This is a genomic window from Amycolatopsis sp. NPDC048633 (genome assembly GCF_040650695.1).
Classification (GTDB): domain Bacteria; phylum Actinomycetota; class Actinomycetes; order Mycobacteriales; family Pseudonocardiaceae; genus Amycolatopsis.
Genome location: NZ_JBEZHS010000038.1, coordinates 52387 through 78916, shown reverse-complemented (window position 1 = coordinate 78916; position 26530 = coordinate 52387). Strand labels below are relative to the sequence as shown.

The following is a 26530-nucleotide window of genomic DNA, read 5'->3' as shown; positions in this document are numbered from 1 at the left end:
CCGGCCGGGGCCGGGGGCACTCGGTGCCCTCGGCCCGCCACTCAGTCGTCCCAGCCCTCCGGCTTGCCGGACTGCTCGTTGGGTGCGATGACCAGGAAGGGCACGCCCTGGTCGTCGACGAGCCGCACCTGCCTGCCGTGCGGCGAGTCGAAGGGCTCGCCCAGGACCTGGCCGCCGAGCTCGACCGCCTTGGCCGCGCTCGCGTCGGCGTCGGCCACCCAGAAGTACGCCGACCAGTTCGACGGCACCTCCGCCGGGACCTCGGCGGGCATGCCGCCGATCCCGCCGACCGGACGGCCGTCCAGCAGCAGCACCGAGTACATGAAGCCGTCACTGGAGACGTCTTCGAAGCCGTACCCGAAGACGTTCTCGTAGAACGCCTTGGCCGCCGGGTAGTCCCGGCTCATGCACTCGTTCCAGGCCGACGTGCCCGGTGCCGCCGTCACCTGCGTGCCGGTGTGGTTGCCGGGTTCCCAGAGACCGAAGGCCGCACCGCCCGGGTCGACCGCGACGGCCATCCGGCCTTCCTTCAGCACGTCCATCACCGGCACGACGACCTGACCGCCGGCTTCGGTGATCGCCGACGCCGCCTTGTCCACATCGGACACCGACAGGTAGGTCGTCCACACCGCGGGCATCTCCTGACCCGGTGGGGTCTGGCCGATCCCGGCGACCGGCCGCCCGTGCAGCATCGCCATGCCGTAGAAGCCGGTCTCCTCACCGCCCGCCTGCACGTCCCAGCCGAGCAGGCCGCCGTAGAAGGCGACCGCTTTCGCCTGGTCGGGCACCATCAGGTCCACCCAGCTGGGTGTCCCTTCGGGCCATGGCTCGTCGCGGAACAACATGTCGGCTCCCTACCCTCGTCGGCGCCGTCTCGGGTGACGGCTGACACAGTGAACCACCGGGGTCCGACAAAACCAGGGCCGAAGGGCTCCCCACCACGGAACCGGCCCGGGCGCGGACGGGCGGTGAACGCGGTCCGGGACCGGCGCCCCGGTCAGTCGTCCCAGCCGAGCAGGCCACGGTGGGTCCGACAAAACCGGAAATCAGCTCCGGACCAGGCGGGCGTAGACCACGATGTTGTCGACGTAGTTGTGCGCGCTCCGGTCGAAGACGCCGCCGCAGGTGATCAGCCGCAGCTCAGGACCGGCCGTGTCGTCGTACACGCCTTCCTTCTCGAAGTCCTGCTTCGGCACCTGATGCACCTTCGTCACTTCGAAGAGTGCCGTCGTCCCGTCCTTGCGCGCGATCGAGACGCGGTCGCCGGCGGCCAGCTCCTTGAGCCGGTAGAAGATGCCCTTCTGGTGGTTGCCGTCGACGTGCCCGAGAACGACGGCCGGGCCGACCTCGCCCGGCGTCGGCGCGTAGGTGTACCAGCCCGCCTGCAGCGGCGTGGTCACCGGCGGCACCTGGATCGTGTCGTCCGCGTTGACCCCCAGCGGAACGAGCGAAGAGTGCGCGCCGATCTTCGGGATGTCGACCGAGACCGGGTCGGACTTCGGCAGCGCGGCGACGGCGTCGGCGGCCTGGCCGCCGGCCGTCGGCTGCGGGTCCACCGCGACCGGCTGGGCGGGTGGCGGCTGCGCGGCCGGCGGTTCGGTCCCGCCGCCGAGCGTCAGCGCCAGCACCACCAGCGCGGCCAGCAGCGCCACCACCAGCGCGATCAGGTAGCCCCGTCTGCTCGTGATCATGCTCTCCCCCTCGTGCTTTCCTGCGGGTTTACACGTCCGGGCGGCCCGATCGGTTGGGCCGCCCAGACGCTACCTCCGCACCGGATGCCGGGTCAGCGGCGCCGGGCCCGCCGGGCCAGCACGAGACCACTGCCGCCGAGCGCGAGGACGCCCATGGCCGCCGCGGCCGCGAGCGGCGCGCCCGAGTCGTCGGCCGGGCCGTCCGTGCCGCCGGTCTGCGGCGCGCCCGCCGGCACCTTGGTGACCTGCTTGGTGGCCGGGCTCTTGGCCGCGAGCACCTCGAGCGACGCGGTCGAGGTCTCCGGGCCGCAGTGCAGCGTCACGGCGTATTTGCCGGGCTTGACGTCCTTGACGGTGCCGAACGCGAAGCCGGGGCTGTCGGCGACGAGCGCCGCCGACCGCACGCTGACCTTCTCGTACGGGCGGGTCGAGCACCCGAAGACGAAGTTCACCCGCGCACCCGGCAGGGCCTTGCCCGGCGACAGCGTCAGCTGGCGGGAGATCCGGGTCTGCGGGCCGTTTTCGTCCGGCGGCTGGGCGGTGGTGGGCGTGGTGGTGGGCGTCGGCGACGTGCTTGCGAGCGCCGCGCCGGGCGCGAGGACGAGGAAAGCCGTGGCGACACCCGCGACGACGGCAGTCTTCTTCATTCTTTTCTCCCCTGTGGAATGGATTGACAAGCAAAGATACGGACACCGGTCGCAGTTCCCCCTGCACCGGCTTCGTCCGCTTGCTTATGTACCCAAAGACGTCTCTACCTGGGGAAGGTTGCGCCCGAAGGTCACGAACGTGTCGCGAAACAATCCGCCGGGAACCGCAAGAAAAAACCACCCCGGAGCGTGGCTTCGAGGCGGGTTTCCTGGGTCGTGGATTCAGCCGGCCATGCTGCCGTCGCCGGCTTTCGCGGCGCCGGAAGGCACCTTCGAAACCTGCGGCGCGGGCACCGAGAACTGGGTGCTGTACGTCTGGCCGGCGCAGGTCACGGTCAGCGGGTACGTCCCGGCCGGCGTGCCCGGCTTGAGCGCGACGTCGGCGCTGATGTTCGCGTCGACGCCCATGAACGGGCCCGGGATGTAGTTGGAGAAGGTCAGCGCCGGCGACGAGAACGTCGGCGAAGCGCCTTCGCACTTCGCCAGCGCGACGTTCGGCGCGTCGCGGACGTACTTGTCCACGAGCGTCTGGTTGATCGCGGTGTTGACGTTGAGCTGGACCTTGCCCTTGGCCGGCGCGGGCGCGGGACTGGCGCTCTGCTGCGCCATCGCCGGCCCCGCCAGCGCCGTCGCCCCGATCACCGCTGCCACAACGAAAACCACCGTCTTGCGCACCTTCGCACCCTTCGCGTCCTTCAGCCGTACAACCGACAAGACGCGACGGGATACGGCGGGGTTGCGTGCTTCGTCAGTCGAGATCGTCGTGACGCATGAGCTGGCGCCCGGCCTCGGTGATCGAGCCCGAGAGCGACGGGTACACCGAAAATGTCAGTGCCAGGTGGTCCACTGTGAGCTGGTTCTGGACGGCGAGCGCGATGGGAAGGATGAGCTCGCTCGCCTGCGGCGCCACGACGACTCCACCGACGACCACGCCGGTGGCGGGGCGGCAGAACAGCTTCACGAAGCCTCGGCGGAGGCCCTCCATCTTCGCGCGCGCATTGGTGGCCAGGGGCAGCATGATGGTGCGCGCGGGCACCTCGCCGGAGTCGATCGCGTGCTGGCTGATGCCGACGGTGGCGATCTCCGGGTGGGTGAACACGTTGGCGGCGACGGTCTTGAGCTTGATCGGCGCGACGCCCTCGCCCAGCGCGTGCCACATCGCGATGCGGCCCTGCATGCTCGCCACCGAGGCCAGCATGAGCACGCCGGTGCAGTCGCCGGCGGCGTAGATCCCGGGAACGGAGGTGCGCGAAACGCGGTCGACGGTGATGAACCCGCCGGGGCCGGGCGAGATGCCGACCTTGTCGAGGCCGACGTCCTTGGTGTTCGGGACCGACCCGACGGTCATCAGCGCGTGGCTGGCTTCGATCACGCGGCCGTCGGCGAGGAAGATCTCGACGCCCTTTTCGGTGCGCTCGACGCGGTCGGCGCGCGCCTGCTTCGCGACGGTCGTGCCGCGCTGCGAGAAGACCTCTTCGAGCACCGCGGCGGCGTCGGCGTCCTCGTGCGGGAGGACGCGGTCGCGGCTGGAGACGACGGTGACCTTGACGCCCATCTCGGTGTAGGCGGACGCGAACTCGGCGCCGGTGACGCCCGAGCCGATCACGGCGAGGTGCTCGGGCAGCTCCTCGAGCTCGTAGAGCTGGCGCCAGTCGAGGATGCGCTCGCCGTCGGGCACCGCGCCGGGCAGGACGCGCGGGGTGGCGCCGGTGGCGATCAGGACGACGTCGGCGGGCAGCTTCTCGGTGCCCTCGGCGGTGGTCACGGCGACCTTGTGGGTCGCGAGGCCGGGCTCTTCGTCGCAGAAGCGGGCTTCGCCGATGACGACGCGGACGCCTTCGCGCTGAACGCGGGCGCGGATGTCGGCGGACTGGGCGAGCGCGAGGCCCTTCACCCGGCCGTGGACGGTCGGGAGGTCGATGCTCGTGTCGGCCATGTCGGTGTTGATGCCGAGCTCGCCGAGGTCGTGCATCTTCGCCAGCGCGCCGGAGCTCGCGATGAACGTCTTCGAAGGAACGCAGTCGTAGAGGACGCACGCGCCACCCAGGCCGTCCCGTTCGACGATCGTGACGTCGGCCCCGTGCTGGGCTGCGACCAGCGCGGCTTCGTAGCCGGCCGGGCCCCCGCCCATGATCACGATCCTGGTCACCTGGGTCCTCCTCGGAGTGCGTGCGTGCGGTGCACTCACCGTACGCGGCGAAGGTGACCGGACACTGAAGTGGGCGAACACGGCGAGTGCGTCCACTCGGGTCAGCGCGGGGTCGCTACGCTGTCGGCGTGCCGTTGTATGCCGCGTACGGATCGAACATGGAGCCCGCCCAGATGCTGGAGCGCGCGCCGCACTCTCCGATGGCCGGCAGCGGCTGGCTGGAGGGGTGGCGCCTGACCTTCGGCGGCGAGGACCTCGGCTGGGAAGGTGCCCTGGCGACGATCGTCGAGGACCCGGGATCCCGGGTCTTCGTCGTGTTGTACGACGTGACGTCCCTGGACGAGACGGGCCTGGACCGGTGGGAAGGCGGCGAGCTGGGGATACACAGCAAAATCCGCCTCCGGGTCCAAACGATGGACGGCTCGACCCTGGCCTGGCTCTACGTCCTGGACGCCTACGAAGGCGGCCTACCCTCAGCCCGTTACCTGGGCGTCCTGGCCGACGCGGCCGAGGCCGCCGGTGCCCCCGCCGACTACGTCGACGACCTACGCACCCGCCCCTGCTCCGGCATCACCGGCTAACCGGTTCCGCCTCCAATCACGCGAGTTACGTCTCCAATCACGCAGGTGACGGGCTCGATCACGCGAGTTACGCCGCTCGTCGGGCGAAGCAAGTTTCCAGTTCGGCGAGCACCCGACTCGGATCCCGGAGATCAGCCGCGGTCGCCCGGATCGTGACCCATCCCCGGCCAGCCAACCGCTGGTCGCGTTCGGCGTCCCGTTCCTGCCGATCCTCATGAGCCGCGAAGCCGTCGTACTCCAGGGCGATGCGGAGCGCGGGCCAGGCGATGTCGAGCACGTACAACTTGCGGTCGTTGATGTCGGTGATCTCGAACTGTGCCTCCGGCATCGGGAACCCGGCCTCGACCACGACGAGCCGGAGGATGCTCTCAGGCGGCGATTCGGCCTTGCCCGTGGCGAGCGCCAGGAGCATCTGCGCCCTGTGGATACCTCGCTTGCTCCGGCGGTCCAAAACCCGGTCGCGGACGTTGTCGCGAAGCCTCTGGCAGTGGTCGGCCGACAGCCCGCGCATGGCCTGTTCGAGCGCGGCGAAGGCCGTTCGCTTGTCACCGTCGCAGAGGAAATCGGCGAGGGCGAGGTCGAGCGAGAACACCGTCAGCCCGTCGAGTTCGACCACGTCGAACTCCGTGAATTCGGCTCGGTGGATGACCAACCCGGGCCTCGACTCCACTCGCCGGGCATAGGGCACGGTGAGATGCACGGCGGTGTCGTTGATCGCCGAAATCCCATGCAGAGCAAGAGAAGTTGCACCAGACAGGGCGGCGGGCGGACCCACCGCGATCAATGCGGCCTGGGCCCGGGTAGCGAGATTGAGCGCGTCTGCCGCGTGGATGACCACGCCGCGCCATGGCTGCGCGAGCACGCCGGTCGCCAGCCCTTCGAGCACCGCTCGCCGCCCCAAGACCTCGTCGGCCTCGCGGCGTGAGACGGCTCCGTGTCGTCCTCCCCAAGTGATCACATCAACGAGAATGAGGCCCTTCGCCGGTCAAGGGAAGAGCCTCATTCTCGAACTGTGGATAACTCGGTCATCCTGTGGACAACTTGTGTGCGTAACTCCGAACTCGCGTGCTTGAGGACGGAACTCGCGTGATTGGAGCCGGAACTCGTCAGGCGAGGGAGGTTAGGGCTGTGTGGACCAGGGTTCGGACGCCGCACAGCAGGGCGCGTTCGTCGAGGATGAACGTGGGGCGGTGGATGTCGGACTGGGGTTCCGGCGAACCGGACCAAACGCCCAGCCGGGCGAAGGCTCCCTGGACGTGCTCCAGGTACCAGCCGAAGTCCTCGCCGCCGGACGACTGTTCCGTGCCGGCCGCCGCCTCTTCGCCCAGGGCCGCGTCGACGCCCGCGCGCATCAGGGCCGTCGAGTCCGCGTCCGAGACTACCGGCGGGACTCCGCGGCGGTAGTCCAGCGAGAAGCCCACTCCGGTCGGCGCCAGCAGCGACTCGACCGACGACGCCACCAGCGGCTCCAGGGCCGTCCAGACCTCGTGGTCCGCCGTGCGCAGCGTCCCGCGCAGGACGCCGTCCTGCGGGACCGCGTTGGCCGCCTGGCCCGCGTGGACCGCGCCCCACACCAGCACCGTTCCCGACCGCGGGTCGACGCGGCGCGAGAGCACTGCCGGCAGCGACGTGATCACCGTGCCCAGCGCGTGGACCAGGTCGGCCGTCAGGTGCGGCCGGGACGTGTGACCGCCCGGCGAGGTCAGCCGCAGTTCGATCAGGTCCGCCGCCGACGTCAGCGCGCCGACGCGCATCCCGACGCGGCCCACCTCGAGCCGCGGGTCCACGTGCAGGCCGTAGATCCGCTCGACGCCGTCCAGCGCGCCCGCCGCGATCATGTCCAGCGCGCCGCCGGGCATGACCTCCTCGGCGGGCTGGAAGATCAGCCGCACGCGGCCGGGCAGCTCCGGCGCCCCGGCCAGGGCGCGGGCCGCGCCGAGCAGGATCGCCGTGTGGGCGTCGTGGCCGCACATGTGGGCCGCGCCCTCGACGGTCGAGGCGTAGGGCAGCCCGGTCGCCTCGATGAGCGGCAGGGCGTCCATGTCCGCGCGCAGCGCCACGCACCGCTCGCCGCTGCCGATGTCGCAGACGACGCCGGTGCCGCCGGGCAGCACCCACGGCTTGAGCCCGACGGAGCGCAGCAGCGTGACGACCAGCTCCGTGGTCGCGAACTCGTGCCGTGACAGCTCCGGGTGCGCGTGGATGTGCCGGCGCCAGGCGAGCACGTCGGTCGCGTTCGCACGCAGCCAGTCATCGAGCCAGAACGGGCCACGGCCCGCACCAAGGTCCTCCACGGGAGCCATGGTTACGCCGGCTTCGGAAATGAGCGCCTCGGACCCCTCCATGGGGTTGATGATGCGCCCATGGGGGTCGCCTGGAACGTCCGGTCGTGAGTCGAGCACCGTCACGCCGCACCTCCTCCCGCAACACGGGTAACCCGGGCAGCGGCTGGGGTCACGCAACGTGCCGATCGATCTGTCGTACGCATTTGCAGACGATCGTGCACCATGCAGGCGGCAACGCGCGCCTCGAAAACGGCCGTCCTAGATGGCCGGTACCGGATCTGCGTTGAACGGCGTGCAGTAGTTCGGCAAAGCCGAAGGCCTCACGAACTCTTCGCCTTCTTCGAACGGATCCGCCTGCCCCAGATGACGATGCCGAGCAACGCCACCGCGACCACGCCCGCGATCAGCTTGTTCTTCGTCTTTTCGGTGTTCGCCTTGTCCGTCTGGGCCGGGTCGAGGACCGGTCCGGGATCGGGCGTGGTCTGCACGGGGACCAGCGCGACGGACGCGTGCGCCACCGTCACCGAGACGGCGGCCGGACGCACCGGCTCGGCGAACGCCGGCGACGCGGTGAACAGCACCGCGCCCAGCACCCCGACCAGGACCAGACCCCGCAGTTTCGCCATGTCATCCCTTCGCCACGACCAGGCATTCTCCCGCGGATCGCCCGGCGCGTCAGCCCCCACGCGGTGGACCGAACGCGTCGAGGATCCGCTGAGCACCGAGGGTAGCCGTCAGTTCACCGTCCCGCACCGCCCGTTCGACGTCGGGAACGACCGTTCGCACGTCCGGATGTGCCGCCAGGCGACTCAGCAGTTGTTCGCGAACCATCGCCCACGTCCAGTCGACCTGCTGCCGGCGGCGGCGGTCGTCGAGCTCGCCGGACGCCGTGAGCGTGTCGCGGTGCTGCTCGATCGCGCCCCAGACCTCGTCGAGCCGCAGGTTGTGCAGGCCGCTGCAGGTCAGCACCGGCGGCGTCCACGACGCTTCGGGCCCGTAGATCATCCGAAGCGCACCCGAAAGCTCGCGGGCCGCGCGCCGAGCGTCCCTTTCGTGGTCGCCGTCCGCTTTGTTGACGGCGATGACGTCGGCGAGCTCCAGCACACCTTTCTTGATGCCCTGGAGCTGGTCGCCGGTGCGCGCCAGCGTCAGGAAGAGGAAGCAGTCCACCATGTTCGCAACGGTCACTTCGGACTGTCCAACCCCGACGGTCTCGACGAGCACGGTGTCGTAGCCGGCGGCTTCCATCAGCACGATCGTCTCGCGGGTCGCCCGCGCGACGCCGCCCAAGGTCCCGGACGTCGGCGACGGCCGGATGAACGCCCGTTCGTCGACCGCCAGGCGCGCCATCCGGGTCTTGTCGCCGAGGATCGACCCGCCGGTGCGCGTCGACGACGGGTCGACCGCCAGCACCGCGACCCGATGCCCAGCCGAGGTCAGGTCCGTGCCCAGCTGGTCGATGAATGTCGACTTGCCGACACCGGGTACCCCCGTGATGCCGATGCGCCGCGCGCCACCGGACGAAGGCAGCAGCTCGACCAAAAGCTCCTGCGCCTGAGCCCGGTGGTCCTCCCGCTGCGACTCGACCAGCGTGATCGCCTTCGACAGCGTGCCGCGGTCCCCAGCCAGCACGCCCTTGGCGTAGGCGGTGACGTCGATCTTGCGCGGCAAGGGTCAGGACTCCTGCGCCGTCAGCTGGCCGAGCAGGTCGATGGCCGCGTCCGCGAGCACCGTGCCGGGCCCGAAGATCGCCGCCGCGCCGGCCTCGCGCAGCGCCGGGTAGTCCTGCGGCGGGATGACGCCGCCGACCACGACCATGATGTCCTCGCGGCCCAGCTCGGCGAGCTCGTGCCGCAGCGCCGGGACCAGCGAGAGGTGCCCGGCGGCCAACGAGGACACCCCGACGACGTGGACGTCCGCCTCGATCGCCTGCCGCGCCACCTCGGCCGGCGTGGAGAACAGCGGGCCGACGTCGACGTCGAAGCCGATGTCCGCGAAGCCGGTGGCGATCACCTTCTGGCCGCGGTCATGGCCGTCCTGGCCCATCTTCGCGACGAGGATGCGGGGCCGGCGCCCTTCCTCCGCGGCGAACTCTTCGACCAGCTGACGGGCCTGCTCGACGTTCTGCGACTTACCCACCTCTTCGCGGTAGACGCCCGAAATCGTCCGGATCTGGCCGGAGTGCCGGCCCCAGAGCTTCTCCAGCGCGTCCGAGATCTCCCCGACGGTGGCCTTCGCGCGGGCCGCGTTGATGCCCAGCTCCAGCAGGTTGCCACCGTTTCCGGCGCCCTCGGTGAGCCGCCGCAACGCGTCCTCAGTGGCCGCGGAGTCGCGTTCGGAGCGCAGCCGCCGCAGTTTCTCGAGCTGCTGCGTCCGGACGCCCGCGTTGTCCACTTTGAGCACTTCGATGTCTTCGTCGCTGGTGACCTGGTACTTGTTGACGCCGATCACCGGTTGCCGGCCCGAGTCGATCCGGGCCTGGGTGCGGGCCGCGGCCTCCTCGATGCGCAGCTTGGGGATGCCCGCGTCGATCGCCTTGGCCATGCCGCCGGCCTGCTCGACCTCGCTGATGTGCCCCCACGCCTTGCGCGCGAGGTCGTAGGTCAGCTTCTCCACGAAGGCGCTGCCGCCCCACGGGTCGATCACGCGCGTGGTGCCGGACTCCTGCTGCAGCAGCAGCTGCGTGTTGCGGGCGATCCGCGCGGAGAAGTCCGTCGGCAGGGCGAGGGCTTCGTCGAGGGCGTTGGTGTGCAGCGACTGCGTGTGCCCCTGGGTCGCGGCCATCGCCTCGACACACGTGCGGACGACGTTGTTGTAGACGTCCTGCGCGGTCAGCGACCAGCCGGACGTCTGGGAGTGCGTCCGCAGCGAGAGCGACTTCTGCGACTTCGGGTCGAAGCCCTTGACCAGCTTCGCCCAGATCAGCCGGGCCGCGCGGAGCTTCGCGACCTCCATGAAGAAGTTCATGCCGATCGCCCAGAAGAACGACAGCCGCGGCGCGAACTTGTCGACGTCCAGCCCGGCTTCGGTGCCCGCGCGGATGTACTCGACGCCGTCGGCGAGCGTGTAGGCCAGCTCCAGATCGGCCGTCGCCCCGGCTTCCTGCATGTGGTAGCCGGAGATGGAGATCGAGTTGTACTTCGGCATGTGCTGCGAGGTGTAGGAGAAGATGTCGGAGATGACCCGCATCGACGGCTGCGGCGGGTAGATGTAGGTGTTGCGGACCATGAACTCTTTGAGGATGTCGTTCTGGATGGTCCCCGCGAGCTGCTCGGGTTTGACCCCTTGCTCCTCGGCCGCGACCACGTAGAGCGCCAGTACCGGCAGCACCGCGCCGTTCATCGTCATCGACACCGACATCTTGTCGAGCGGGATGCCGTCGAAGAGCTGGCGCATGTCGTAGATGGAGTCGATGGCGACGCCCGCCATGCCGACGTCGCCGGAGACGCGCGGGTGGTCGGAGTCGTAGCCGCGGTGGGTGGCCAGGTCGAAGGCGACCGACAGGCCCTTCTGCCCGGCCGCGAGGTTGCGGCGGTAGAAGGCGTTGGACTCCTCGGCGGTGGAGAACCCGGCGTACTGGCGGATGGTCCACGGCTGGTTGACGTACATCGTCGGGTACGGGCCGCGCAGGAAGGGCGCGATGCCGGGGTACGTGTCCAGGAAGTCCACATCGGACAGGTCGGCGGCGGTGTAGACCGGCTTGACGCCGATGCCCTCGGGCGTCTCCCAGGCCAGCGCGTCCGGGCCCTTGCCCGTGGCTTCCTGCACCGCGCGCGCCCAGGCCTCGCGGTCGGCGGGCGGCGGTGTGCCGAGATCGAGGCCGGCGAAGTTCGGGATGCTCATCGGGTGACTCCCAGCTTGGCGTGCAGGCCGTTCAGGACTTCGAGGGCGTCGCAGCCGGCGAAGACGTTGCCGTCCACGCCGTCGTACGAGCCCTTGCCCGCCAGTAGTACGTATTCGGCTCCGAGGGACGCGGCGACGTCGGCCGCGGAAGCCGCGTAGGCGTCGTCGGTGCCGCAGATGCAGGCGATCTTCGCGCCGGATTCCGAGAAGGCGCCGGGCAGGTCGTCGGTCGCGCCCGGGTTGACGGCTTCGACCCCGCCCGCCTGGAACAGGTTGGCGGCGAAGCCGGCGCGCGCGGTGTGCGCGGCGACCGGGCCCAGCGTGGCCAGGAAGATCTTCGGCCGCGCGCCGGTCGAGGCGAGGTACGCGTCGGAGGCGTCCCGCAGCGCTTCGAAACCTTCGGCGTACCGGTGCCGCGGCAGCCCACCTTCCACAGTGGACTCCACCGGCGTCCGGACCACCGGCTTCTCGGCCAGGTTCGGGAACTCGCTGACGCCGGTGAGCGGGTCGCGCCGCGTGGCGATCCGCGAAGAGCGCTTCTCCCACGTCGAAGCCAGCCGCTCGGCCAGTGCGCCGGACGACAGCTCCGCGACCAGGCCACCCGCGCCCTCGATGGCGGTGAACTCGGCCCAGGCCGCGTGCGCGAGGTCGTCGGTCAGCTTCTCGACGTACCAGGAGCCGCCCGCCGGGTCGACCACGCCGGCCAGCTTGGACTCCTCCAGCAGCACGGCGTGGGTGTTGCGGGCGATCCGCGCGGAGAACGCGTCGGGACGGCCGATCGCGGCGTCGAACGGCAGCACGGTGACCGAGTCGGCGCCGCCGACGCCCGCGCCGAAGCAGGCGACCGTCGTGCGCAGCATGTTCACCCAGGGGTCACGCCGGGTCAGCATCGCCGGCGACGTCACGGCGTGCTGGCGCATCGGCGAGGAGAAGCCGCACACCTCGGCGACGCGCGCCCACAGGCGGCGGGCCGCGCGCAGCTTCGCGATGGTGGAGAACTGGTCGGCGGTCGCGGCGATCCGGAACTCGAGCTGACCGGCCGCGGCTTCGGCGTCGAGGCCCGCGTCCGTCAGCGAACGCAGGTAGGTGACGCCGGCGGCGACCAGCGCGCCCAGCTCCTGCGCGTCCGACCCGCCGGCCTCGTGGAAGGGCAGGCCGTCGGCGACGATCGTGCGCACCTTCGGGTACTTCCCGGCGACACGCGCGGCGAGCGCGGCGGCCGGTTCGAGTTCGACGGCCGAGCCGGTGCGCGCCGCGAGCCCGATCGGGTCGGCCCCCAGCACCGCGGTGGCTTCGCTCGCCGGGATCTCCCGCTCGTCGAACAAGTCGAACAGCGCGCCGGCGGCGGCTTCGTAGTCGGCGCCCACGTCCAGGACCACCGGCGCCAGGTCGAGGTAGACCTCGTTGAGCGCGTCGGCGATCGACGCGGGCGGGACCGACAGCCAGATCGACGTCACACCGCCTTCGAGGTCGGCCAGGATCGCGCGGTTGACCTCGCGGGCGTCGTCGCCGGTGAACCGGGCCCGGACGTCCCAGCCCGTGCTGACCTGGCCTTCCGGGCGCGCGCCGCGCACGAACGGCGGCAGCCCCGGGAACCCGGAGTCGCCGGGGACGTCTTCGGCCGTGTACAGCGGCTGGATCTCGATCCCGTCGTAGGTCCGCGTGACGAGCTTGCTCTCGGGGGCGCCCGTGAAGTCCTCGGGCAACCTGCCGCTCTTGCGCAGCACCCCGGCCACGAGCTCTTGCCACTGCTCGCGCGTCGCCTGGGGGAACTCGGCCGCGAGGTCGAGTTCGGAGATCGGCGCTGACTCCGGACCGGCCACTTCAGTCATACCCAGTGATGGTAGAGGCACGGGCCGCGTCCGACCTGTGACTCTAGTCGCGCCCCTAGGCAGATAAGGGCCGGCCCGGTACGACACAATCAGGGGGTGCCCCCCTCCAGCGAAGAGACACGACTGGTCGCCGGTCGCTACCGGCTGCGCTCGGTGCTGGGCTCCGGGTCGATGGGCACCGTCTGGTCGGCGTACGACGAGTTCCTGCACCGCCAGGTCGCCGTCAAGGAGATGAAGGTCCCGCCCGGCATCCCGTCGTCGCAGGCGGACGAGCTGCGGGAGCGGACCCTGCGCGAGGCCCGCGCGATCGCCGTCCTGTCTCACCCGAACGTGATCATCCTGCACGACGTCGCCCGCGAGGACGACCAGCCGTTCGTGGTCATGGAGCTGCTGCCCTCGCGCAGCCTGGCGCACATCCTGCGCGACCACGGGCCGCTGACCGTCGAGCAGGCCGCCGCGGTCGGCATCGCCGTGGCGTCCGCGCTGGAGGCCGCGCACGCCGCCGGGATCACCCACCGCGACGTCAAGCCGGGCAACGTCCTGGTCGCCAGCGACGGCCGGATCAAGCTGACCGACTTCGGCATCGCGCGCAACGTCTCCGAGGCGACCATGACCCGCACCGGGATCATGCTCGGCTCCCCCGCCTACATCGCGCCGGAGGTCGCCTCCGGCGGCGCCGTCACGCCGGCCGCCGACCTCTGGGGTCTCGGCGCGACGCTGTTCGCCGCGGTCGAGGGCGCGCCGCCGTACGACGCCGACGGCGACCCGCTGGAAACCGTCGGCAAGGTCGTCAACGGCAAGGTGCCCAAGCCGAAGGCCGGTCCGCTGGCCGACGTCATCTCCGCGCTGATGAAGAAGGAGCCGGGCCGGCGGATCACGCTGCGCGAAGTCCGGCGCCGGCTGTACCCGCTGCAGACGAAGACGCCGCTGGACCTGTTCGGGCCGGACCTGTTCCGCACCCCGGACGGCAAGAAGACGTCCGCGCAGCCGGACGCCACCGACACCCAGGTGATCAAGACCGTCCTGCCCGAGAAGGCGGAGAAGAAGGCCGAGGGGTCGAGCAGCGAGCTCGCCACCGACCCGGGCCCGCTGCCGTTCCTGCGGCCGCCCACCCCCGCGCCGCCGCCTTCGCCGTCACCCTCGCCTTTGCCGGAGCCGGCGACCCTGTTCGTCGCACCGCCGCGGGTGGCCGGGCGCCGGACCGCGCAGGCGACCGCCGTGCTCGTCGCCGTGGCCATCCTGCTCTTCCTGTTGGCCGCGGGCGGCGGGTTCGCGCTGGCCAGGACGGTCGGCGGGCAGTCGCTGCTGCCCCCGGCGGCCGAACCGGCGGGCACCTCGAACGGGCCGACCCAGGTCCCGCCGCCGACGCTGGTGCCCCAGACCGGCAACGGCAGCTACGTGAACGGCGACGGCGGGCAGTACAGCCTCGACGTGCCGGAGGGCTGGCCGCGGTTCTCCGCCCCGCACAACACCAAGTTCGGGCTGAGCCTGGTGGTCCAGTACGTCTCGCCGGACGGGCGCCGGTCGCTGCGCCTGGAGCGGCTGGCGAAGTACTTCGACCAGTCCGACAGCTACGAGGACTACGTCACCTGGCTGCGGGGGTCCTACGCGGGCAGCCCGTTCGAGCTCTCCCCGCCGTCGATGTCGGCTGACGGCAAGAGCGCCACGGTGACCTCCCGCCTGGTCGAGGGCAGCACGGCCCCCCAGGCCGACGGCAGCGGGGGCACCCGCGTGACGTTCATGAAGCTGGTCCAGGCCGGCACGAGCCTGTGGATCCTGTCGGTCACCGTGCCGGCCGAGCAGGAGACCGCGGGCCAGGCGGACGTCTTCGACCGCGTCGCGGCCACGCTGCAGGTCTCGGACTAAGGCGCCCGGTTCAGGACCTCGAAGGACACGAGCTCCTGCGCGAGGTGGCGCAGGCCGGTGAAGATCCGGTCGCCCAGGACCGTGGCGACCAGGCCGGCCTCGATGATCTTGTCGAACGACGTCAGCCCCGTCACGACCTCGACGTCCAGCCGCGCCACGCGCAACGCCAGCACGCAGTACTCGTCCAGCCGCTCGGCGAGCTTCTCGTGCCCGAGCTCCTTCGCCGTCGCGAGTGCGGCGACCAGGTTGCCGACCGCCCGGCTCTCCAGCCCGTGCCACTTCCAGCCGTGGCGGCGGGAGAGGTCCTGCAGGAGCGCTGCCGCCCACTCGGCGGCTTCCTCGGACACCTTCGGCGGGTCGCCTGCCAGCTCTTCCTGGACGACGCCCATCGTCTCGTGCGGGGTGGCGCTGCCGTCGATCGCCTGCAGGACGGCGCCGACCGAGGCCAGCGGCAGGCCGCCGACCTCCGTCAGTGCCTTGACCAGCCGGAGCCGCTGGACGTGCTCCGCCGAGTACCGGGCCTGGTTGGGGCTCGTGCGCTCGCCCGGCGGGAGCAGGCCTTCGCGCAGGTAGTACTTGACGGTCGCGACCGGCACGCCCGACTCGGCGCTCAGTTCGGCCATCCGCATGCGCATCCGCTCCGATCCCAGGGTCGGGCTCCGGGTCAACCCTGAAGACTTCTCAGTATGGATAGTTTAACTTCCCATAACGGAGAGCTTGACTATCCGTTTCTGGGAGGAACCATGACCATCCTTGCCGACGTCCGGAGCAGAACGCGCGGGTGGCACCGGCCGTCCGCACTCGCGGCCGCCACCCTGGGGGTGGTGGCGGTGCTGTGCGTCGCCGCGCTGATCGTCGACCAGCGGACACTCGAAGGCGCACCGATCTGGGCGAAACCGCTCAAGTTCGCCGTCTCCGGCGCGCTCTACTTCGCCACCTGGAGCTGGCTCGTCTCGCTGCTGCCGCGGTTCCGGCGCACGGCGAGCCGGCTGACGGACTTCCTGGTGCTGATCTTCGCCGCCGAGTACGTGCTGCTCGTGTTCCAGGCCGCGCGCGGCCGGGCGAGCCACTTCAACAACGCGACCCCGCTGGACGCCACGATCTACAACGTCATGGGCAAGATGATCATGGGGCTGTGGGTCGCGACGCTCGTGCTGACCGTGCTGGTGATGTTCACCAAGCTCGAAGACCGGGCGAGCTTCTGGGCCGTGCGCGCCGGCGCCGTCCTGTCGCTCGTGGGGATCTCCCTGGGCATCCTGATGACGAACCCGACCGCGCAGCAGCTCGCGCAGTGGAAGACGGGCGGCACCCCGGACATGGTCGGCGCGCACACCGTCGGACTCGAAGACGGCGGCCCCAGCCTGCCGATCCTGGGCTGGAGCACGGTCGCCGGCGACCTGCGGATCCCGCACTTCGTCGGGATGCACGCCCTGCAGCTGCTGCCTTTGCTGGCCCTCGCGCTCACGGCACTGGCCCCGCGCTTCACCCGGCTGCGTGACGACGTCGTCCGCACGCGGCTCGTCCTCGTCGGCGCGGCCGGATACGCGGGACTGACCGCGCTGGTCACCTGGCAGGCGCTGCGGGCGCAGTCGATCGTGCACCCGGACGCGGCGACGCTGGGCGCGTTCGCCCTGCTCGTGGCCGGGGTCGCGCTGGGCGCGTTCGCCGCCGTGCGGGTGCGGGTCCGATGACCCAGGCGCTGTTCTCCTGGGCGTTCCCGCTGGCGACGCCGTTCTGGGCGCTGATGATCCTGCTGCCGAAGTGGCGGTGGACGGCCCGGATCATGGCGTCGCCGTGGGTGCCGCTGCTGCCGCTCGTCTGCTACTTCGGGCTCGCGCTGCCGCACTTCGGCGAGTGGGGGCGGGCGATGCTCCGGCCCGACCTGGGCGTGCTGCAGACGCTGCTGGCCACGCCGTGGGGCGCCGGGCTCGTCTGGGCGCACCTCATCGCGTTCGACCTGTTCATCGCGCGGTGGATGTACTTCGAAGGCCGGGCGCGGGAGATCTCACCGTGGATCGTGAGCCCGATCCTGGTGTTGACGATCTTCCTCTCGCCGTTCGGGCTGGTGGTGTTCCTCGTGGTGAGAAGCGTCCGGATACGCTCCCTCGCATGAGTGAACACGAGGCCGCGGCCGCCATCGCCAAGCGCACCGGCGTGGACGCGCACGACATCGCGGTGGTCCTGGGATCGGGCTGGCGCCCGGCGGCGGACGTCATCGGGGAGTGCGAGACGGAGATCCCGTTCGCCGAACTGCCCGGCTTCACCACGCCCGGCGCGGTGGGCCACGGCGGCACCATCCGCTCCCTGAAGATCGGCGACAAGAACGTCCTGGTCATGCTCGGGCGGACGCACTTCTACGAGGGCAAGGGCATCGACCCGGTGGTGCACAACGTGCGCACCGCCGCGGCGGCCGGCGTCCGGACGGTGCTGCTCACGAACGCGGCGGGCGGGCTGCGCCAGGGGTTCCGGGTGGGTCAGCCGGTGCTGATCTCCGACCACCTGAACCTGACCGCGCGCTCGCCGATCGTCGGCGCGAACTTCGTCGACCTGACCGACCTGTACTCGGCGCGGCTGCGCGGGATCGCCCGCGAGATCGACCCGTCGCTCGAGGAAGGCGTCTACGCGGGCCTGACCGGGCCGCACTTCGAGACGCCGGCGGAGATCCACATGCTGCGCACGCTGGGCGCTGACCTCGTCGGCATGTCGACGGTCCTGGAGGCGATCGCGGCCCGCGCGGCCGGCGTCGAGGTGTTCGGCCTGTCGCTGGTGACGAACCTGGCGGCGGGCATGACCGGCGAGCCGCTGAACCACGAAGAGGTCCTGGAAGCGGGCCGCGCGGCGGCGACCCAGATGGGCTCCCTGCTCCGCGACCTCGTCACCCGCGCCTGACGCAAGCGCCCCAATGTGGCCTTGGTTGCGTCTGACGCACCCAATGCGGCCTTCGGTGCGTCTGACGCACCGAAGGCCGCATTGGGGCGCTTCAGGCCAGGGTCGGGAGCTGGGCGGCGACCTCGGCCGGGGACGGCATGGCCGCGACCTCGGCCGCGAGCTGCCGGGTCGCGTCGGCGACCGCGGTGTCCGTGAGCAAGGTGCGGGCCTTCGAGGCGACGGCGTCCGCCGTGACGTCGGCGGCGAGCAGCCGCGAGCCGACGCCGGCCGCCACGACCGCGTCCGCGTTGCTGAACTGGTCCGCGCCCTGCGGCAGGAGCAGCTGCGGGAGGCCCGCGCCGAACGCGCCGAGCGTCGTGCCGCTGCCGCCGTGGTGGACCACCAGGTCCACGTGCGGCAGCAGCTCCGACTGCGGGACCCACGTCTCGAGCCGCACGTTGGCCGGGACCTCGCCGAGCGCCGCCGGGTCGACCGTCGGGCCGGTGGCGACCAGGACGTCGACGTCCAACCCGGACAGACCGGCGATCGCCGCGCCCAGCACGCCCGCGTGGCCCATCGCCGTGCCGAGCGTCAGGTAGACCAGCGGACGCCGCTTGTCCAGCACGCCCGCCGGCAGCTCACCGGGCTCGCTCCAGCCGACCGGGCGCAGCGGGACGCGCGTAGTACGCGCCAGGAAACCGGGATCCTGCACCGACTCCGGGCAGATGTCGATGAACGGCCCTGCGAACGCCAGGTCCTCGCCCACCTCGATGCCCAGCGACGCGCCGTGCTCGCGGATCGCGTCGCGGATCTTCGTCACCATCGGGTCGTCGCCCGACACCCGGCCGAAACCGTGGGCCACCACCGGGATCCCGGCTTTCATCGCGGCGAACGCGCCGCCCGAGTTGCCGGACTCGCTCACCACCAGGTCCGGCCGCAAACGCGAGAACAGCGGCAGCAGGTCCGCCACGAACCGCTGCGGCATCAGCTCGCCGAACACCTTCGCGACGATCGGCCCCAGCACCTCCGGCGGGATCTCGCCGGGCGGGCGCCGCGGGCCGGGCGGGCCGTTCTCGGCGAACGCCCGGCCGAAGGCGTCGCGGATCGCGAGCCCGGCGGACGCCGTCTCGAGCCCGGCTTTCGTCAGTTGTGGCAGGAAGTCTTCCGACGTGGCGAAGACGACGTCGTGGCCCGCGTCGCGCGCGGCGACCGCCAGCGGGACGAGCGGGAACGTGTGACCGAAGGACCCCAGTGAGGTGAAGAGCAAGCGCACTCCCCCGACCTTAGCCCGTAGGCTGACGCGGTGACTTTGACCTCCACGCTGCGTGACGCCGCGTTCCGCTGGATCGCCGACGACCCGGACGACAGCACCCGCGCCGAACTGCAGGACGTCCTCGCCCGCGCGCTGGGTGGCGACGCCGGTGCCGCCGCCGAGCTGGCCGACCGGCTGGCCGGGCCCCTGGAGTTCGGCACCGCCGGCCTGCGCGGGCCGGTGCGCGCCGGGCCGAACGGTATGAACGTCGCCGTCGTCACGCGCACGACGGCCGGGGTCGCGGAGTGGCTGAAGGCACACGGGCACGCGGGCGCGCTGGTCGTCATCGGCCGGGACGCGCGGCACGGCTCGGAAGCCTTCGCGACCGCGGCCGCCGAGGTGCTCACCGCGGCGGGCTTCGACGTCAAGGTCTTCCCGAAGCCCCTGCCGACGCCGGTGCTCGCGTTCGCCGTCGGGCACCTCGGCGCGGTGGCCGGGATCCAGATCACCGCGTCGCACAACCCCCCGGCGGACAACGGGTACAAGCTCTACGACGCGACCGGCGGGCAGATCGTGCCGCCGTCCGACGGCGAGATCGAGCGGGCCATCCAGGCCGCGCCCGCCGCGGTGGACGTGCCGCGGGCGCCCGGCGCCGAGGTCGTCGACCTGCTGGACCGCTACCTCGACGAGGTCGCGACCCTGCCGCTCGGCCAGGAGCGCACGGTGCGCGTGGCCGCGACCGCGTTGCACGGTGTCGGCGCCGACACGCTGCACGCCGCATTCGAGCGGGCCGGGTTCACCGACCTTCACCTGGTCGGCGACCAGGCCGCGCCGGACCCCGACTTCCCGACCGTGTCGTTCCCGAACCCGGAAGAGCCGGGCGCGACCGACCTGCTGCTGGCGCTCGCGTCCGATGTGGACGCCGACCTGGCCGTCGCGCTCGACCCGGACGCCGACCGGTGCGCGCTGGGCGTGCGGGACGCCGGCGGCGAGTGGCGGATGCTGCGCGGCGACGAGACCGGCGTGCTGCTCGGCTCGTACATTCTGTCCACAGTGGACCGCACCCTCCTGCCGGACCCGCTGGTCGCGACGACGATCGTCTCGTCGTCGATGCTCGGCGAGATCGCGAAGGCCGAGGGCGCCCGCTACGCCGAGACGCTGACCGGGTTCAAGTGGCTGGTCCGCGCGGGCGAAGGGCTCGTGTTCGCCTACGAAGAAGCGCTCGGCCTCTGCGTGAACCCGGGTTTCGTGCGGGACAAGGACGGCATCGCCGCCGCGACACTGGCGGCCGGCTACACCGCGCGCCTGAAGGCCGAGGGCCGCACGCCGCTGGACGTGCTGGACGAGCTCGCGCGGCGCCACGGCGTCCACCTCACCGACCAGGTTTCGCTGCGGGTCACCGATCTTGCCGTCCGCGGGCAGCTGATGGCGAAGGTGCGGGAGACACCGCCGGCCGAGCTGGGCGGCACCGAGGTGACACTGGAGGACCTGCTGCCGGACGCGGACGTGCTGCGGCTCACCGGCGAAGGGCTGCGAGTGGTCGTGCGGCCGTCCGGCACCGAGCCGAAGCTGAAGGCGTACCTGCAGGTCGTGGCGCCGGTGACGGGTTCGCTGGCGGAGGCGCGCGATGCCGCGGCCGCCCGGCTGCGCGCGGTGCGGACCGCCGTCGAGGAACTGCTCGCCTGATGCCGAGGCTGCTGATCGTGCACCACACGCCGTCGCCGTCGACGCAGGCGCTGTTCGAGGCGGTGCTGGCCGGCGCGACGCACCCGGACATCGAGGGGGTGGAGGTGGTCCGCCGGGCGGCGCTGGCCGCCACCGTCCCCGACGTCCTCGAGGCGGACGGCTACCTGCTGGGCACGCCGGCGAACCTGGGCAGCATGAGCGGTGCGCTGAAGCACTTCTTCGACACCGTCTACTACCCGTGCCTGGACGCCACGCGCGGCCGCCCCTTCGGGTACTGGATCCACGGCAACAGCGACACGTCGGGGACGGAACGCCAGCTGCTCGCGATCACCACCGGCCTGGCCTGGGAGAAGGTGGCGGACCCGGTCGTCACCACGGGCGACCCGGACAAGAAGACCCTCGAAGCGTGCACCGAGCTGGGCGGCACGCTGGCCGCGACGCTGATGTCCTGAACTCGATGTTCGGAAAAAGTAAGGGGCCTGTCACCGGAAGCCCTGGGGGTCGACCTCCGGCAACAGGCCGTGGCCAAGGGATCGCCACGAGAGCGTTCGACCTTGGCAACCGAAGCGTACTACAGACCGCGGATCATGACGAGTCGGCGGACACGACGGCCTCTCGTCTTGCGGTTCCGTACACCCCCAGGGTACGGAGAGCAAGACGAGAGGCGCGTCAACTGTAAACCACTGCATACGATAGCTGTCAACATGTGCGTACAGTGGTTTCCCGGCTAGAATTTTCACGGTGGAAACCTAGGGGGCGGGTATGGCACGGGAACGCACTTTCGCGGAACGCCTGAGCGCCCTGATCGAGGCCGCTCGGGTGGACGGCCGCGCGCCGCACAGCTACCGGGAGATCTCGGCCGCCGTCGAGCGGGCCGGCGGGCCGGCGATGTCGCCCGCCTACCTGCAGCAGCTGGCCACGGGCAAGCGCGTCAACCCGAAGATCCACTATGTTGAGGCACTGGCGAAGCTGTTCGGCGTGCCCGTCACGTACTTCTTCGACGAAGAGGCGGCCGCGCCCCCGGCCGGGGAAGCGCAACTGATGGCGATGCGGGCGCAAGAGCTCTCGCCGCAGGGGCGACGGCAGGTGATGGACCTGCTGGAGCTGGTGGAGCGCTACGAACGGGCCGAACGCGAAGGCCGAAACCCGGAGGACGCCGCGCGATGAAGGAACGGGAGCTGCGCCGCCGGTGCCGGAAGCTGCTGAAGCAGCTCGACATCGGCCCGCCGCTCGACGTCGAAGTGCTGTGCGCGCGGCTGGGGGACCAACGGGGGAAGCCGATCCGGCTGATGCCCTACCCGCTGGAAGTGCCGGGGCCGTTCGGCTGCTGGATCGCGACGTCGGCCGCGGACTACATCTTCTACCAGGCCGAGACGACGAAATCCCACCAGGACCACATCATCCTGCACGAGCTCGGGCACATGCTGGCCGACCACCACCCGCACGGCGACGCCGAGCCGGCGGACTTCCTGCGCGGGCCCGCTCCCGATCTTGACCCGGATGCAGTACACCGCGCACTGCGCCGGACGTCCTACGATGACGCGCACGAGTGGGAAGCCGAGACCGTCGCCACCATCATCCTCGAGTGGGCGTCGGTCCTGAACTACACGATCCCGCGGCGTGCCGCTGACCGGGATCTCCGCCGGATCCAGGGGGCGCTCGGCGATCACCAAGGGTGGTTGTGAGCACACTTTTCAGCCCCGTGAACCTGATCGCGATGGTGCTGTTCGCCGCCGCACTGGCGTGGCGGATCTACCAGGTGCAACGCGCGCCGACGGTGCCGAACTGGGCCGTCACGGCCTGCATCGCCGGCTTCGCCGCGGCGTTCCTGCTGCAGCAGGAAGTGGTTTCCGACGAGGTCGACGCGGTCTTCGGCCTCGGTGCGTCGCGCGTCGCCAACAACGCGCTGCTGGCGTGCGCCGTGTGCGCGCTGGTGATCTTCTTCCTCGGCTCGGCACTGGGCCCGCGGCGCTACCGCCGGGTGACGGTGGAGCTGGTGCCGTTGGCCGCGGCGATCACGCTGATGGTCGTCGCGATGGCCCTGACGCCGCCGGAGCTGCGCGGGCTCCCGCTCGGGCCGTCGACGATCCACGACTCCGGGGTCGCGGTGTTCTACCTCGGCGCCGGGCTGTACCTGATCTACGGCCTGATCGCGTGCACCGCCTGGATCGTGCGCTACCTGCGGGTGGCCGACCGGAACCTGCGGATCGGCCTGCAGCTGGGCGCGGCCGGCATGGCCTGCGCGGCCGCGGGCAGCATCTTCCGCGCGCTGTACATCGTGGTGGCGTGGGCGTTCGGCCCGGTCGTCAAGGTCCTGCTGCTGCTCGGGGTGCCGTTCGTGATCATCGGCGGGATGCTGTTCCTGCTCGGCGTCACCTACCCCGGTGTGCGGGCGCGGGTTTCGGCGTTGCGCCGCCGCCGCCAGCACCGCCGCGAACACCACGCGCTCGGTCCCTTGTGGACGGTCCTGGTCCAGGCGTTCCCCAGCATCGTGCTGCGGACGCCACCGCGCCGGCGGGTCGAACGCCTTTCCCCGCGCAGCATCCACCGCGTGCACTACCGCCGGGTGATCGAGATCCGGGACGGCCTGGTGCAGCTGTCGCCGTACCTGGCCGCGAACTTCGGCGAGGTCGTCGCGACCGATCCCGGTGCCGCCGCGGCCGCGTTGAAGACGGCGCTGGCGCGGCACGCGGCCGGCGAGGAGAGCGACGGCCACGCCAAGCAGGTCCTGCCCGGGCCGGCCGACGACATGGAATCGGACGTCCGGCCGCTGCTGGCGCTGTCGGCGGCGATGGAGAGCGGGGCGTGACGTGGACACCCTGATCACCGCGGGCCGGGTGCTGCCGCGGCCGTCGGCGCCGGTCGGCGACGGCGCCGTGCTGGTGCGCGACGGGGTGATCGTGGCGGCCGGTCCGCGCGCGGACGTCGTCGCGCGGGCGGCGCCGGACGCGACGCGGCACGACTTCCCCACCGGCACCGCGCTGGCCGGGCTGTTCAACGTCCACGTGCACCTGGCTTTCGACGCTTCCCGCGAGATGCTGGCGCATTTCCAGGCCGGCGATCTTCTGGAGGGCGCGCGTTCGCGGCTTTCTTCGATGCTGCGCAGCGGCGTCACGACGGTGCGGGACCTCGGCGACCGCGACCACCTGGGCGCGGCGGTCCGCCGGTCGTTCGACGGTTCGGTAGCGCCCCGGCTGCTGGTCTCGGGGCCGCCGATCACCGTCCCGGACGGACACTGCCACTTCTTCGGTGGTTCGGTCGCTTCGGACGGCGAAATCCGCGCGCTGATCGACGCGAACGCGGCGGCGGGCGCGGACGTGATCAAGGTGATGGCCAGCGGCGGCCAGATCACCGAGGGCGGCGCGGACATGTGGGAGTCCCAGTTCGACGCCCGGCAGCTTTCGGTGGTGGTCGCGCACGCGGCGTCCCACGGGCTCCCGGTGGCGGCGCACGCCCACGGCGCGGACGCGATCGAGGCGGCGGTGTCGGCCGGCGTGTCGACGGTCGAGCACTGCAGCTTCCTGACCGGGCCGCGCGAGTTCGACCGCCGCGAGCCCGTCGCGAAGCGGATGGCCGCCGACGGCATCTCGGCGTGTTCGACGAGCAGCCGCAACTGGCGGGTGATCGTCGAGAAGCTCGGCGACGACGTCGCGCAGGCGATGTACGGACGGCTGCCGTGGCTGGAGGAGCACGGGGTCCGGCTGCTCGCGGGGACCGACGCGGGGTTGCCGGGGTCGGTGTTCGACGACCCGGTGGGCGCGCTGGAGCTGTACGAGTGGCTGGGGTTCCCGCGGCGGCGGATCTTGGAGATCGCCACCTGCGACTCCGCGGCGGGGCTGGGTCTCGCCGACGTGACCGGCCGGCTCGAGCCGGGCTTGGCGGCGGACGTGCTCGTCGTCGAAGGTGACCCGCTCGCTTCGCTCGCCGCGCTGCGAAACCCGCTTTTGGTGCTGACCCAGGGCCGCGAAGCCTAGTTCCCCGATCGGGGAATGCCCGGTTTGGTGACACCGTTTTAAAACAGTGTTACGCTCGCCGCACCCACCTCGAAGGAGTCCCCCGATGCACGGACCTGTCCAGCTCTTCACCGTGATCGCCCTGGTCTCGCTCCCCACCGTCATGTACGGCGGCTACGCCCTCATGGGCGTCCTGCGCGACCGGAAGCTCACCGACCACCAGCGCGCGATGTTCCGCGCCGGCCACGCGCACGCCGGTGTCCTGCTGATCCTCGCCCTCGTCGCGCTGCAGATCCTCAGCCGGACGACCCTGTCCGACACCACCCTGTGGGTCACCTGCTTCCTGCTGCTCTTCGGGATCCTCGCCCAGTCCGGCGGCTTCTTCCTGCACCTGATCCCGAACAAGGGCAAGCTCGGCGGCCGCGTCACGTCGGTCGGGGCGGTGCTGCTGGCCGCGGGCACGCTGCTCACGGCGTACGGGGTCGCCTTCGCCTGAGCACCGGTCGTTAAGCTGGGTGACGTGCCTGAATACCTGCCGACCGCGCCCTACAAGGGGACCCGGGACTTCCTGCCCGCCGAAATGTCCGTCCGCACGCAGGTCTTCGGTCATCTCTACGACGTCCTCGAGCGCCGCGGCTTCCTCCGCTACGACGGCCCGATCCTCGAATCGGCCGAGATCTACGAGCGGAAGTCCGGGCAGGAGCTCGCCGACAAGCAGCTGTACACCCTCACCGACAAGGGCGGGCGGCGGCTGGCGCTGCGCCCGGAGATGACGCCGTCGGTGGCGCGGATGATCGCCGGGAGCGCGAAGTCGCTGTCGTTCCCCGTCCGCTGGTACAGCCACCCGAACTGCCACCGGTACGAGGCGCCGCAGCGCGGCCGCGTGCGCGAGCACTGGCAGATCAACGCGGACATCTTCGGCTCGGACAGCGCCAACTGCGAGATCGAGATCTTCGAGCTGGTCCACGACATGATGGCCGCGCTGGGCGCGACGCCGGACATGTTCGTGCTGCGCGTCAACGACCGGAACCTGCTGACGTCGGCGCTGACCGACGTCGCCGGCGTGTCCGAGGACCACCTGGCCCAGGTGTTCGCGCTCGTCGACCGGTGGGAGAAGTACCCGCGCGAGAAGCTGGCCGAGAGCGCCGCGGAGATCGGGCTCTCGGACAAGCAGTTCGAGAAGCTGGCCGAGACGCTCGACGCGGGCGAGGCCCTGCTCGACGAGCTGCCGGCCGAGGTGCGGGAGCAGTCGAACCTGGTTCGCGTGCTGAACAGCAGCGCCGGGTCGTTGGTGAAGTACGAGCCGATCATCGTGCGCGGGCTGGCGTACTACACGTCGACGGTGTTCGAGGTCTTCGACACCTCGCCGGAAAACCGCCGCGCGCTGTTCGGCGGCGGCCGCTACAGCGACCTCGCGTCGATGTTCACGCCGCAGCAGATCCCGGGCATCGGGTTCGGCATGGGCGACGTCACGCTGATCGACTTCCTCGAGACGCACGGCCTGACGCCGGCCCCGCGCAGCGAGGTCGACGTCATGGTGATCCCGGTGACCGAGGACCTTTCGGACGCGGCCCGCTCGGTGGCGGCGTCGCTGCGCACCGCGGGGCTCCGGACGTCGACGCCGATCGAGCACCGCAAGCTGGGCAAGGAGCTGACCCGCGCGGACAAGGCGGGCGCGGCCGCAGTGGTGATCATCGGCCAGGAGGACTGGGCGGCCGGCAACGTCACGGTCCGCAGCCTCGCAACGCGCGAGCAGAACCCGGTCGCGATCGCCGACGCCCCCGCGGCGGTCCAGGCCCTGCTGGCCTGACACCGATCTCGCGTGATTGAAGACGTGACCCGCGTGATTGGGGCCGGAACTCGCGAGTTCCGGCCCC

At 71.2% G+C, this 26530-nt stretch carries 26 protein-coding genes; 13 read left to right on the top strand and 13 right to left on the bottom strand.

Going from position 1 to position 26530, the window contains the following annotated elements; all coding sequences use genetic code 11:
• Positions 1 to 41: 41 nt before the first annotated feature.
• From AB0C38_RS41710 to AB0C38_RS41690, 5 genes are all read right to left on the bottom strand, one after another.
• Positions 42 to 845 (bottom strand): VOC family protein, encoded by an 804-nt coding sequence (locus AB0C38_RS41710; protein ID WP_360684272.1) that lies wholly within the window; start codon positions 843 to 845, stop codon positions 42 to 44.
• A 201-nt stretch (positions 846 to 1046) separates the two neighbouring features.
• Positions 1047 to 1691, bottom strand: a complete 645-nt coding sequence (locus AB0C38_RS41705) for a class F sortase (RefSeq protein WP_360684269.1) — start codon at positions 1689 to 1691, stop codon at positions 1047 to 1049.
• Positions 1692 to 1783: 92 nt separating this feature from the next.
• On the bottom strand, positions 1784 to 2338 hold the full coding sequence (locus tag AB0C38_RS41700) for a hypothetical protein (RefSeq protein WP_360684266.1): 555 nt from the start codon (positions 2336 to 2338) through the stop codon (positions 1784 to 1786).
• Positions 2339 to 2560: 222 nt separating this feature from the next.
• The gene (locus AB0C38_RS41695) at positions 2561 to 3013 is read right to left on the bottom strand and encodes a hypothetical protein (protein WP_360684263.1); all 453 of its coding nucleotides are present in this window, start codon (positions 3011 to 3013) and stop codon (positions 2561 to 2563) included.
• Positions 3014 to 3086: 73 nt separating this feature from the next.
• A complete protein-coding gene (locus AB0C38_RS41690; RefSeq protein ID WP_360684260.1) occupies positions 3087 to 4487 on the bottom strand; it encodes an NAD(P)H-quinone dehydrogenase in 1401 nt (466 codons plus the stop codon).
• 128 nt (positions 4488 to 4615) lie between these two features.
• Between AB0C38_RS41690 and AB0C38_RS41685 the strand changes: the two genes are divergently transcribed.
• The gene (locus tag AB0C38_RS41685) at positions 4616 to 5068 is read left to right on the top strand and encodes a gamma-glutamylcyclotransferase (protein ID WP_284748030.1); all 453 of its coding nucleotides are present in this window, start codon (positions 4616 to 4618) and stop codon (positions 5066 to 5068) included.
• Between the two features lie 67 nt (positions 5069 to 5135).
• Here AB0C38_RS41685 and AB0C38_RS41680 read toward each other — a convergent pair whose 3' ends face one another.
• The 6 genes from AB0C38_RS41680 to AB0C38_RS41655 all read right to left on the bottom strand — a co-directional run bounded on the left by AB0C38_RS41680 (position 5136) and on the right by AB0C38_RS41655 (position 13028).
• Complete coding sequence (locus AB0C38_RS41680; protein ID WP_360684320.1) at positions 5136 to 5969, bottom strand: DUF559 domain-containing protein; 834 nt, start codon at positions 5967 to 5969, stop codon at positions 5136 to 5138.
• 205 nt (positions 5970 to 6174) lie between these two features.
• Positions 6175 to 7476 (bottom strand): amidohydrolase, encoded by a 1302-nt coding sequence (locus AB0C38_RS41675; protein ID WP_360684257.1) that lies wholly within the window; start codon positions 7474 to 7476, stop codon positions 6175 to 6177.
• Positions 7477 to 7673: 197 nt separating this feature from the next.
• On the bottom strand, positions 7674 to 7979 hold the full coding sequence (locus AB0C38_RS41670) for a hypothetical protein (protein ID WP_360684254.1): 306 nt from the start codon (positions 7977 to 7979) through the stop codon (positions 7674 to 7676).
• A 49-nt stretch (positions 7980 to 8028) separates the two neighbouring features.
• Entirely contained in the window at positions 8029 to 9024 is a 996-nt protein-coding gene (meaB, locus tag AB0C38_RS41665; RefSeq protein WP_360684251.1) for a methylmalonyl Co-A mutase-associated GTPase MeaB, read from the bottom strand.
• 3 nt (positions 9025 to 9027) lie between these two features.
• A complete protein-coding gene (gene scpA / locus AB0C38_RS41660; protein WP_360684248.1) occupies positions 9028 to 11196 on the bottom strand; it encodes a methylmalonyl-CoA mutase in 2169 nt (722 codons plus the stop codon).
• Positions 11193 to 13028: a methylmalonyl-CoA mutase subunit beta gene (locus tag AB0C38_RS41655; RefSeq protein WP_360684245.1), complete on the bottom strand. Its 1836-nt coding sequence runs from the start codon at positions 13026 to 13028 to the stop codon at positions 11193 to 11195. The genes scpA and AB0C38_RS41655 overlap by 4 nt, the downstream gene beginning before the upstream one ends.
• A 96-nt stretch (positions 13029 to 13124) precedes the next feature.
• Between AB0C38_RS41655 and AB0C38_RS41650 the strand changes: the two genes are divergently transcribed.
• Positions 13125 to 14894, top strand: coding sequence for a serine/threonine-protein kinase (locus AB0C38_RS41650; RefSeq protein ID WP_360684242.1), 1770 nt, complete (start codon positions 13125 to 13127; stop codon positions 14892 to 14894).
• Here AB0C38_RS41650 and AB0C38_RS41645 read toward each other — a convergent pair.
• A complete protein-coding gene (locus AB0C38_RS41645; RefSeq protein ID WP_360684317.1) occupies positions 14891 to 15523 on the bottom strand; it encodes a MerR family transcriptional regulator in 633 nt (210 codons plus the stop codon). The two genes, AB0C38_RS41650 and AB0C38_RS41645, sit on opposite strands and share 4 nt — an antisense overlap.
• A gap of 114 nt (positions 15524 to 15637) precedes the next feature.
• Between AB0C38_RS41645 and AB0C38_RS41640 the strand changes: the two genes are divergently transcribed.
• The 3 genes from AB0C38_RS41640 to AB0C38_RS41630 are packed head-to-tail and all read left to right on the top strand — an operon-like array spanning position 15638 to position 17783.
• Positions 15638 to 16585 carry a hypothetical protein gene (locus tag AB0C38_RS41640; protein WP_360684239.1) on the top strand — a complete coding sequence of 316 codons (948 nt, stop codon included), beginning with the start codon at positions 15638 to 15640 and terminating at the stop codon, positions 16583 to 16585.
• Positions 16582 to 17007 carry an ABA4-like family protein gene (locus AB0C38_RS41635; protein WP_360684236.1) on the top strand — a complete coding sequence of 142 codons (426 nt, stop codon included), beginning with the start codon at positions 16582 to 16584 and terminating at the stop codon, positions 17005 to 17007. The genes AB0C38_RS41640 and AB0C38_RS41635 overlap by 4 nt, the downstream gene beginning before the upstream one ends.
• Positions 17004 to 17783 (top strand): purine-nucleoside phosphorylase, encoded by a 780-nt coding sequence (locus AB0C38_RS41630; protein ID WP_360684233.1) that lies wholly within the window; start codon positions 17004 to 17006, stop codon positions 17781 to 17783. Before AB0C38_RS41635 ends, AB0C38_RS41630 begins: the two co-directional genes overlap by 4 nt.
• 91 nt (positions 17784 to 17874) lie before the next feature.
• On the opposite strand, the gene AB0C38_RS41625 is transcribed toward AB0C38_RS41630, so the two are convergent.
• Positions 17875 to 19035, bottom strand: a complete 1161-nt coding sequence (locus tag AB0C38_RS41625) for a nucleotide disphospho-sugar-binding domain-containing protein (protein ID WP_360684230.1) — start codon at positions 19033 to 19035, stop codon at positions 17875 to 17877.
• 30 nt (positions 19036 to 19065) lie between these two features.
• Here AB0C38_RS41625 and AB0C38_RS41620 point away from each other — a divergent pair, with 30 nt between their 5' ends.
• From AB0C38_RS41620 to hisS, 8 genes are all read left to right on the top strand, one after another.
• Complete coding sequence (locus AB0C38_RS41620; RefSeq protein WP_360684227.1) at positions 19066 to 20700, top strand: phospho-sugar mutase; 1635 nt, start codon at positions 19066 to 19068, stop codon at positions 20698 to 20700.
• Positions 20700 to 21152, top strand: a complete 453-nt coding sequence (locus AB0C38_RS41615; RefSeq protein ID WP_360684224.1) for an NAD(P)H-dependent oxidoreductase — start codon at positions 20700 to 20702, stop codon at positions 21150 to 21152. Before AB0C38_RS41620 ends, AB0C38_RS41615 begins: the two co-directional genes overlap by 1 nt.
• A gap of 310 nt (positions 21153 to 21462) precedes the next feature.
• Positions 21463 to 21867 (top strand): XRE family transcriptional regulator, encoded by a 405-nt coding sequence (locus AB0C38_RS41610; protein WP_360684221.1) that lies wholly within the window; start codon positions 21463 to 21465, stop codon positions 21865 to 21867.
• Positions 21864 to 22385 carry a hypothetical protein gene (locus AB0C38_RS41605; RefSeq protein ID WP_360684218.1) on the top strand — a complete coding sequence of 174 codons (522 nt, stop codon included), beginning with the start codon at positions 21864 to 21866 and terminating at the stop codon, positions 22383 to 22385. The genes AB0C38_RS41610 and AB0C38_RS41605 overlap by 4 nt, the downstream gene beginning before the upstream one ends.
• Complete coding sequence (locus AB0C38_RS41600; RefSeq protein ID WP_360684215.1) at positions 22382 to 23509, top strand: MAB_1171c family putative transporter; 1128 nt, start codon at positions 22382 to 22384, stop codon at positions 23507 to 23509. The genes AB0C38_RS41605 and AB0C38_RS41600 overlap by 4 nt, the downstream gene beginning before the upstream one ends.
• Position 23510: 1 nt before the next feature.
• Complete coding sequence (locus tag AB0C38_RS41595) at positions 23511 to 24674, top strand: amidohydrolase family protein (protein ID WP_360684212.1); 1164 nt, start codon at positions 23511 to 23513, stop codon at positions 24672 to 24674.
• An 85-nt stretch (positions 24675 to 24759) separates the two neighbouring features.
• Positions 24760 to 25149 carry a hypothetical protein gene (locus AB0C38_RS41590; RefSeq protein WP_360684209.1) on the top strand — a complete coding sequence of 130 codons (390 nt, stop codon included), beginning with the start codon at positions 24760 to 24762 and terminating at the stop codon, positions 25147 to 25149.
• Positions 25150 to 25173: 24 nt separating this feature from the next.
• Complete coding sequence (gene hisS / locus AB0C38_RS41585) at positions 25174 to 26463, top strand: histidine--tRNA ligase (RefSeq protein ID WP_360684206.1); 1290 nt, start codon at positions 25174 to 25176, stop codon at positions 26461 to 26463.
• Positions 26464 to 26530: the final 67 nt, after the last annotated feature.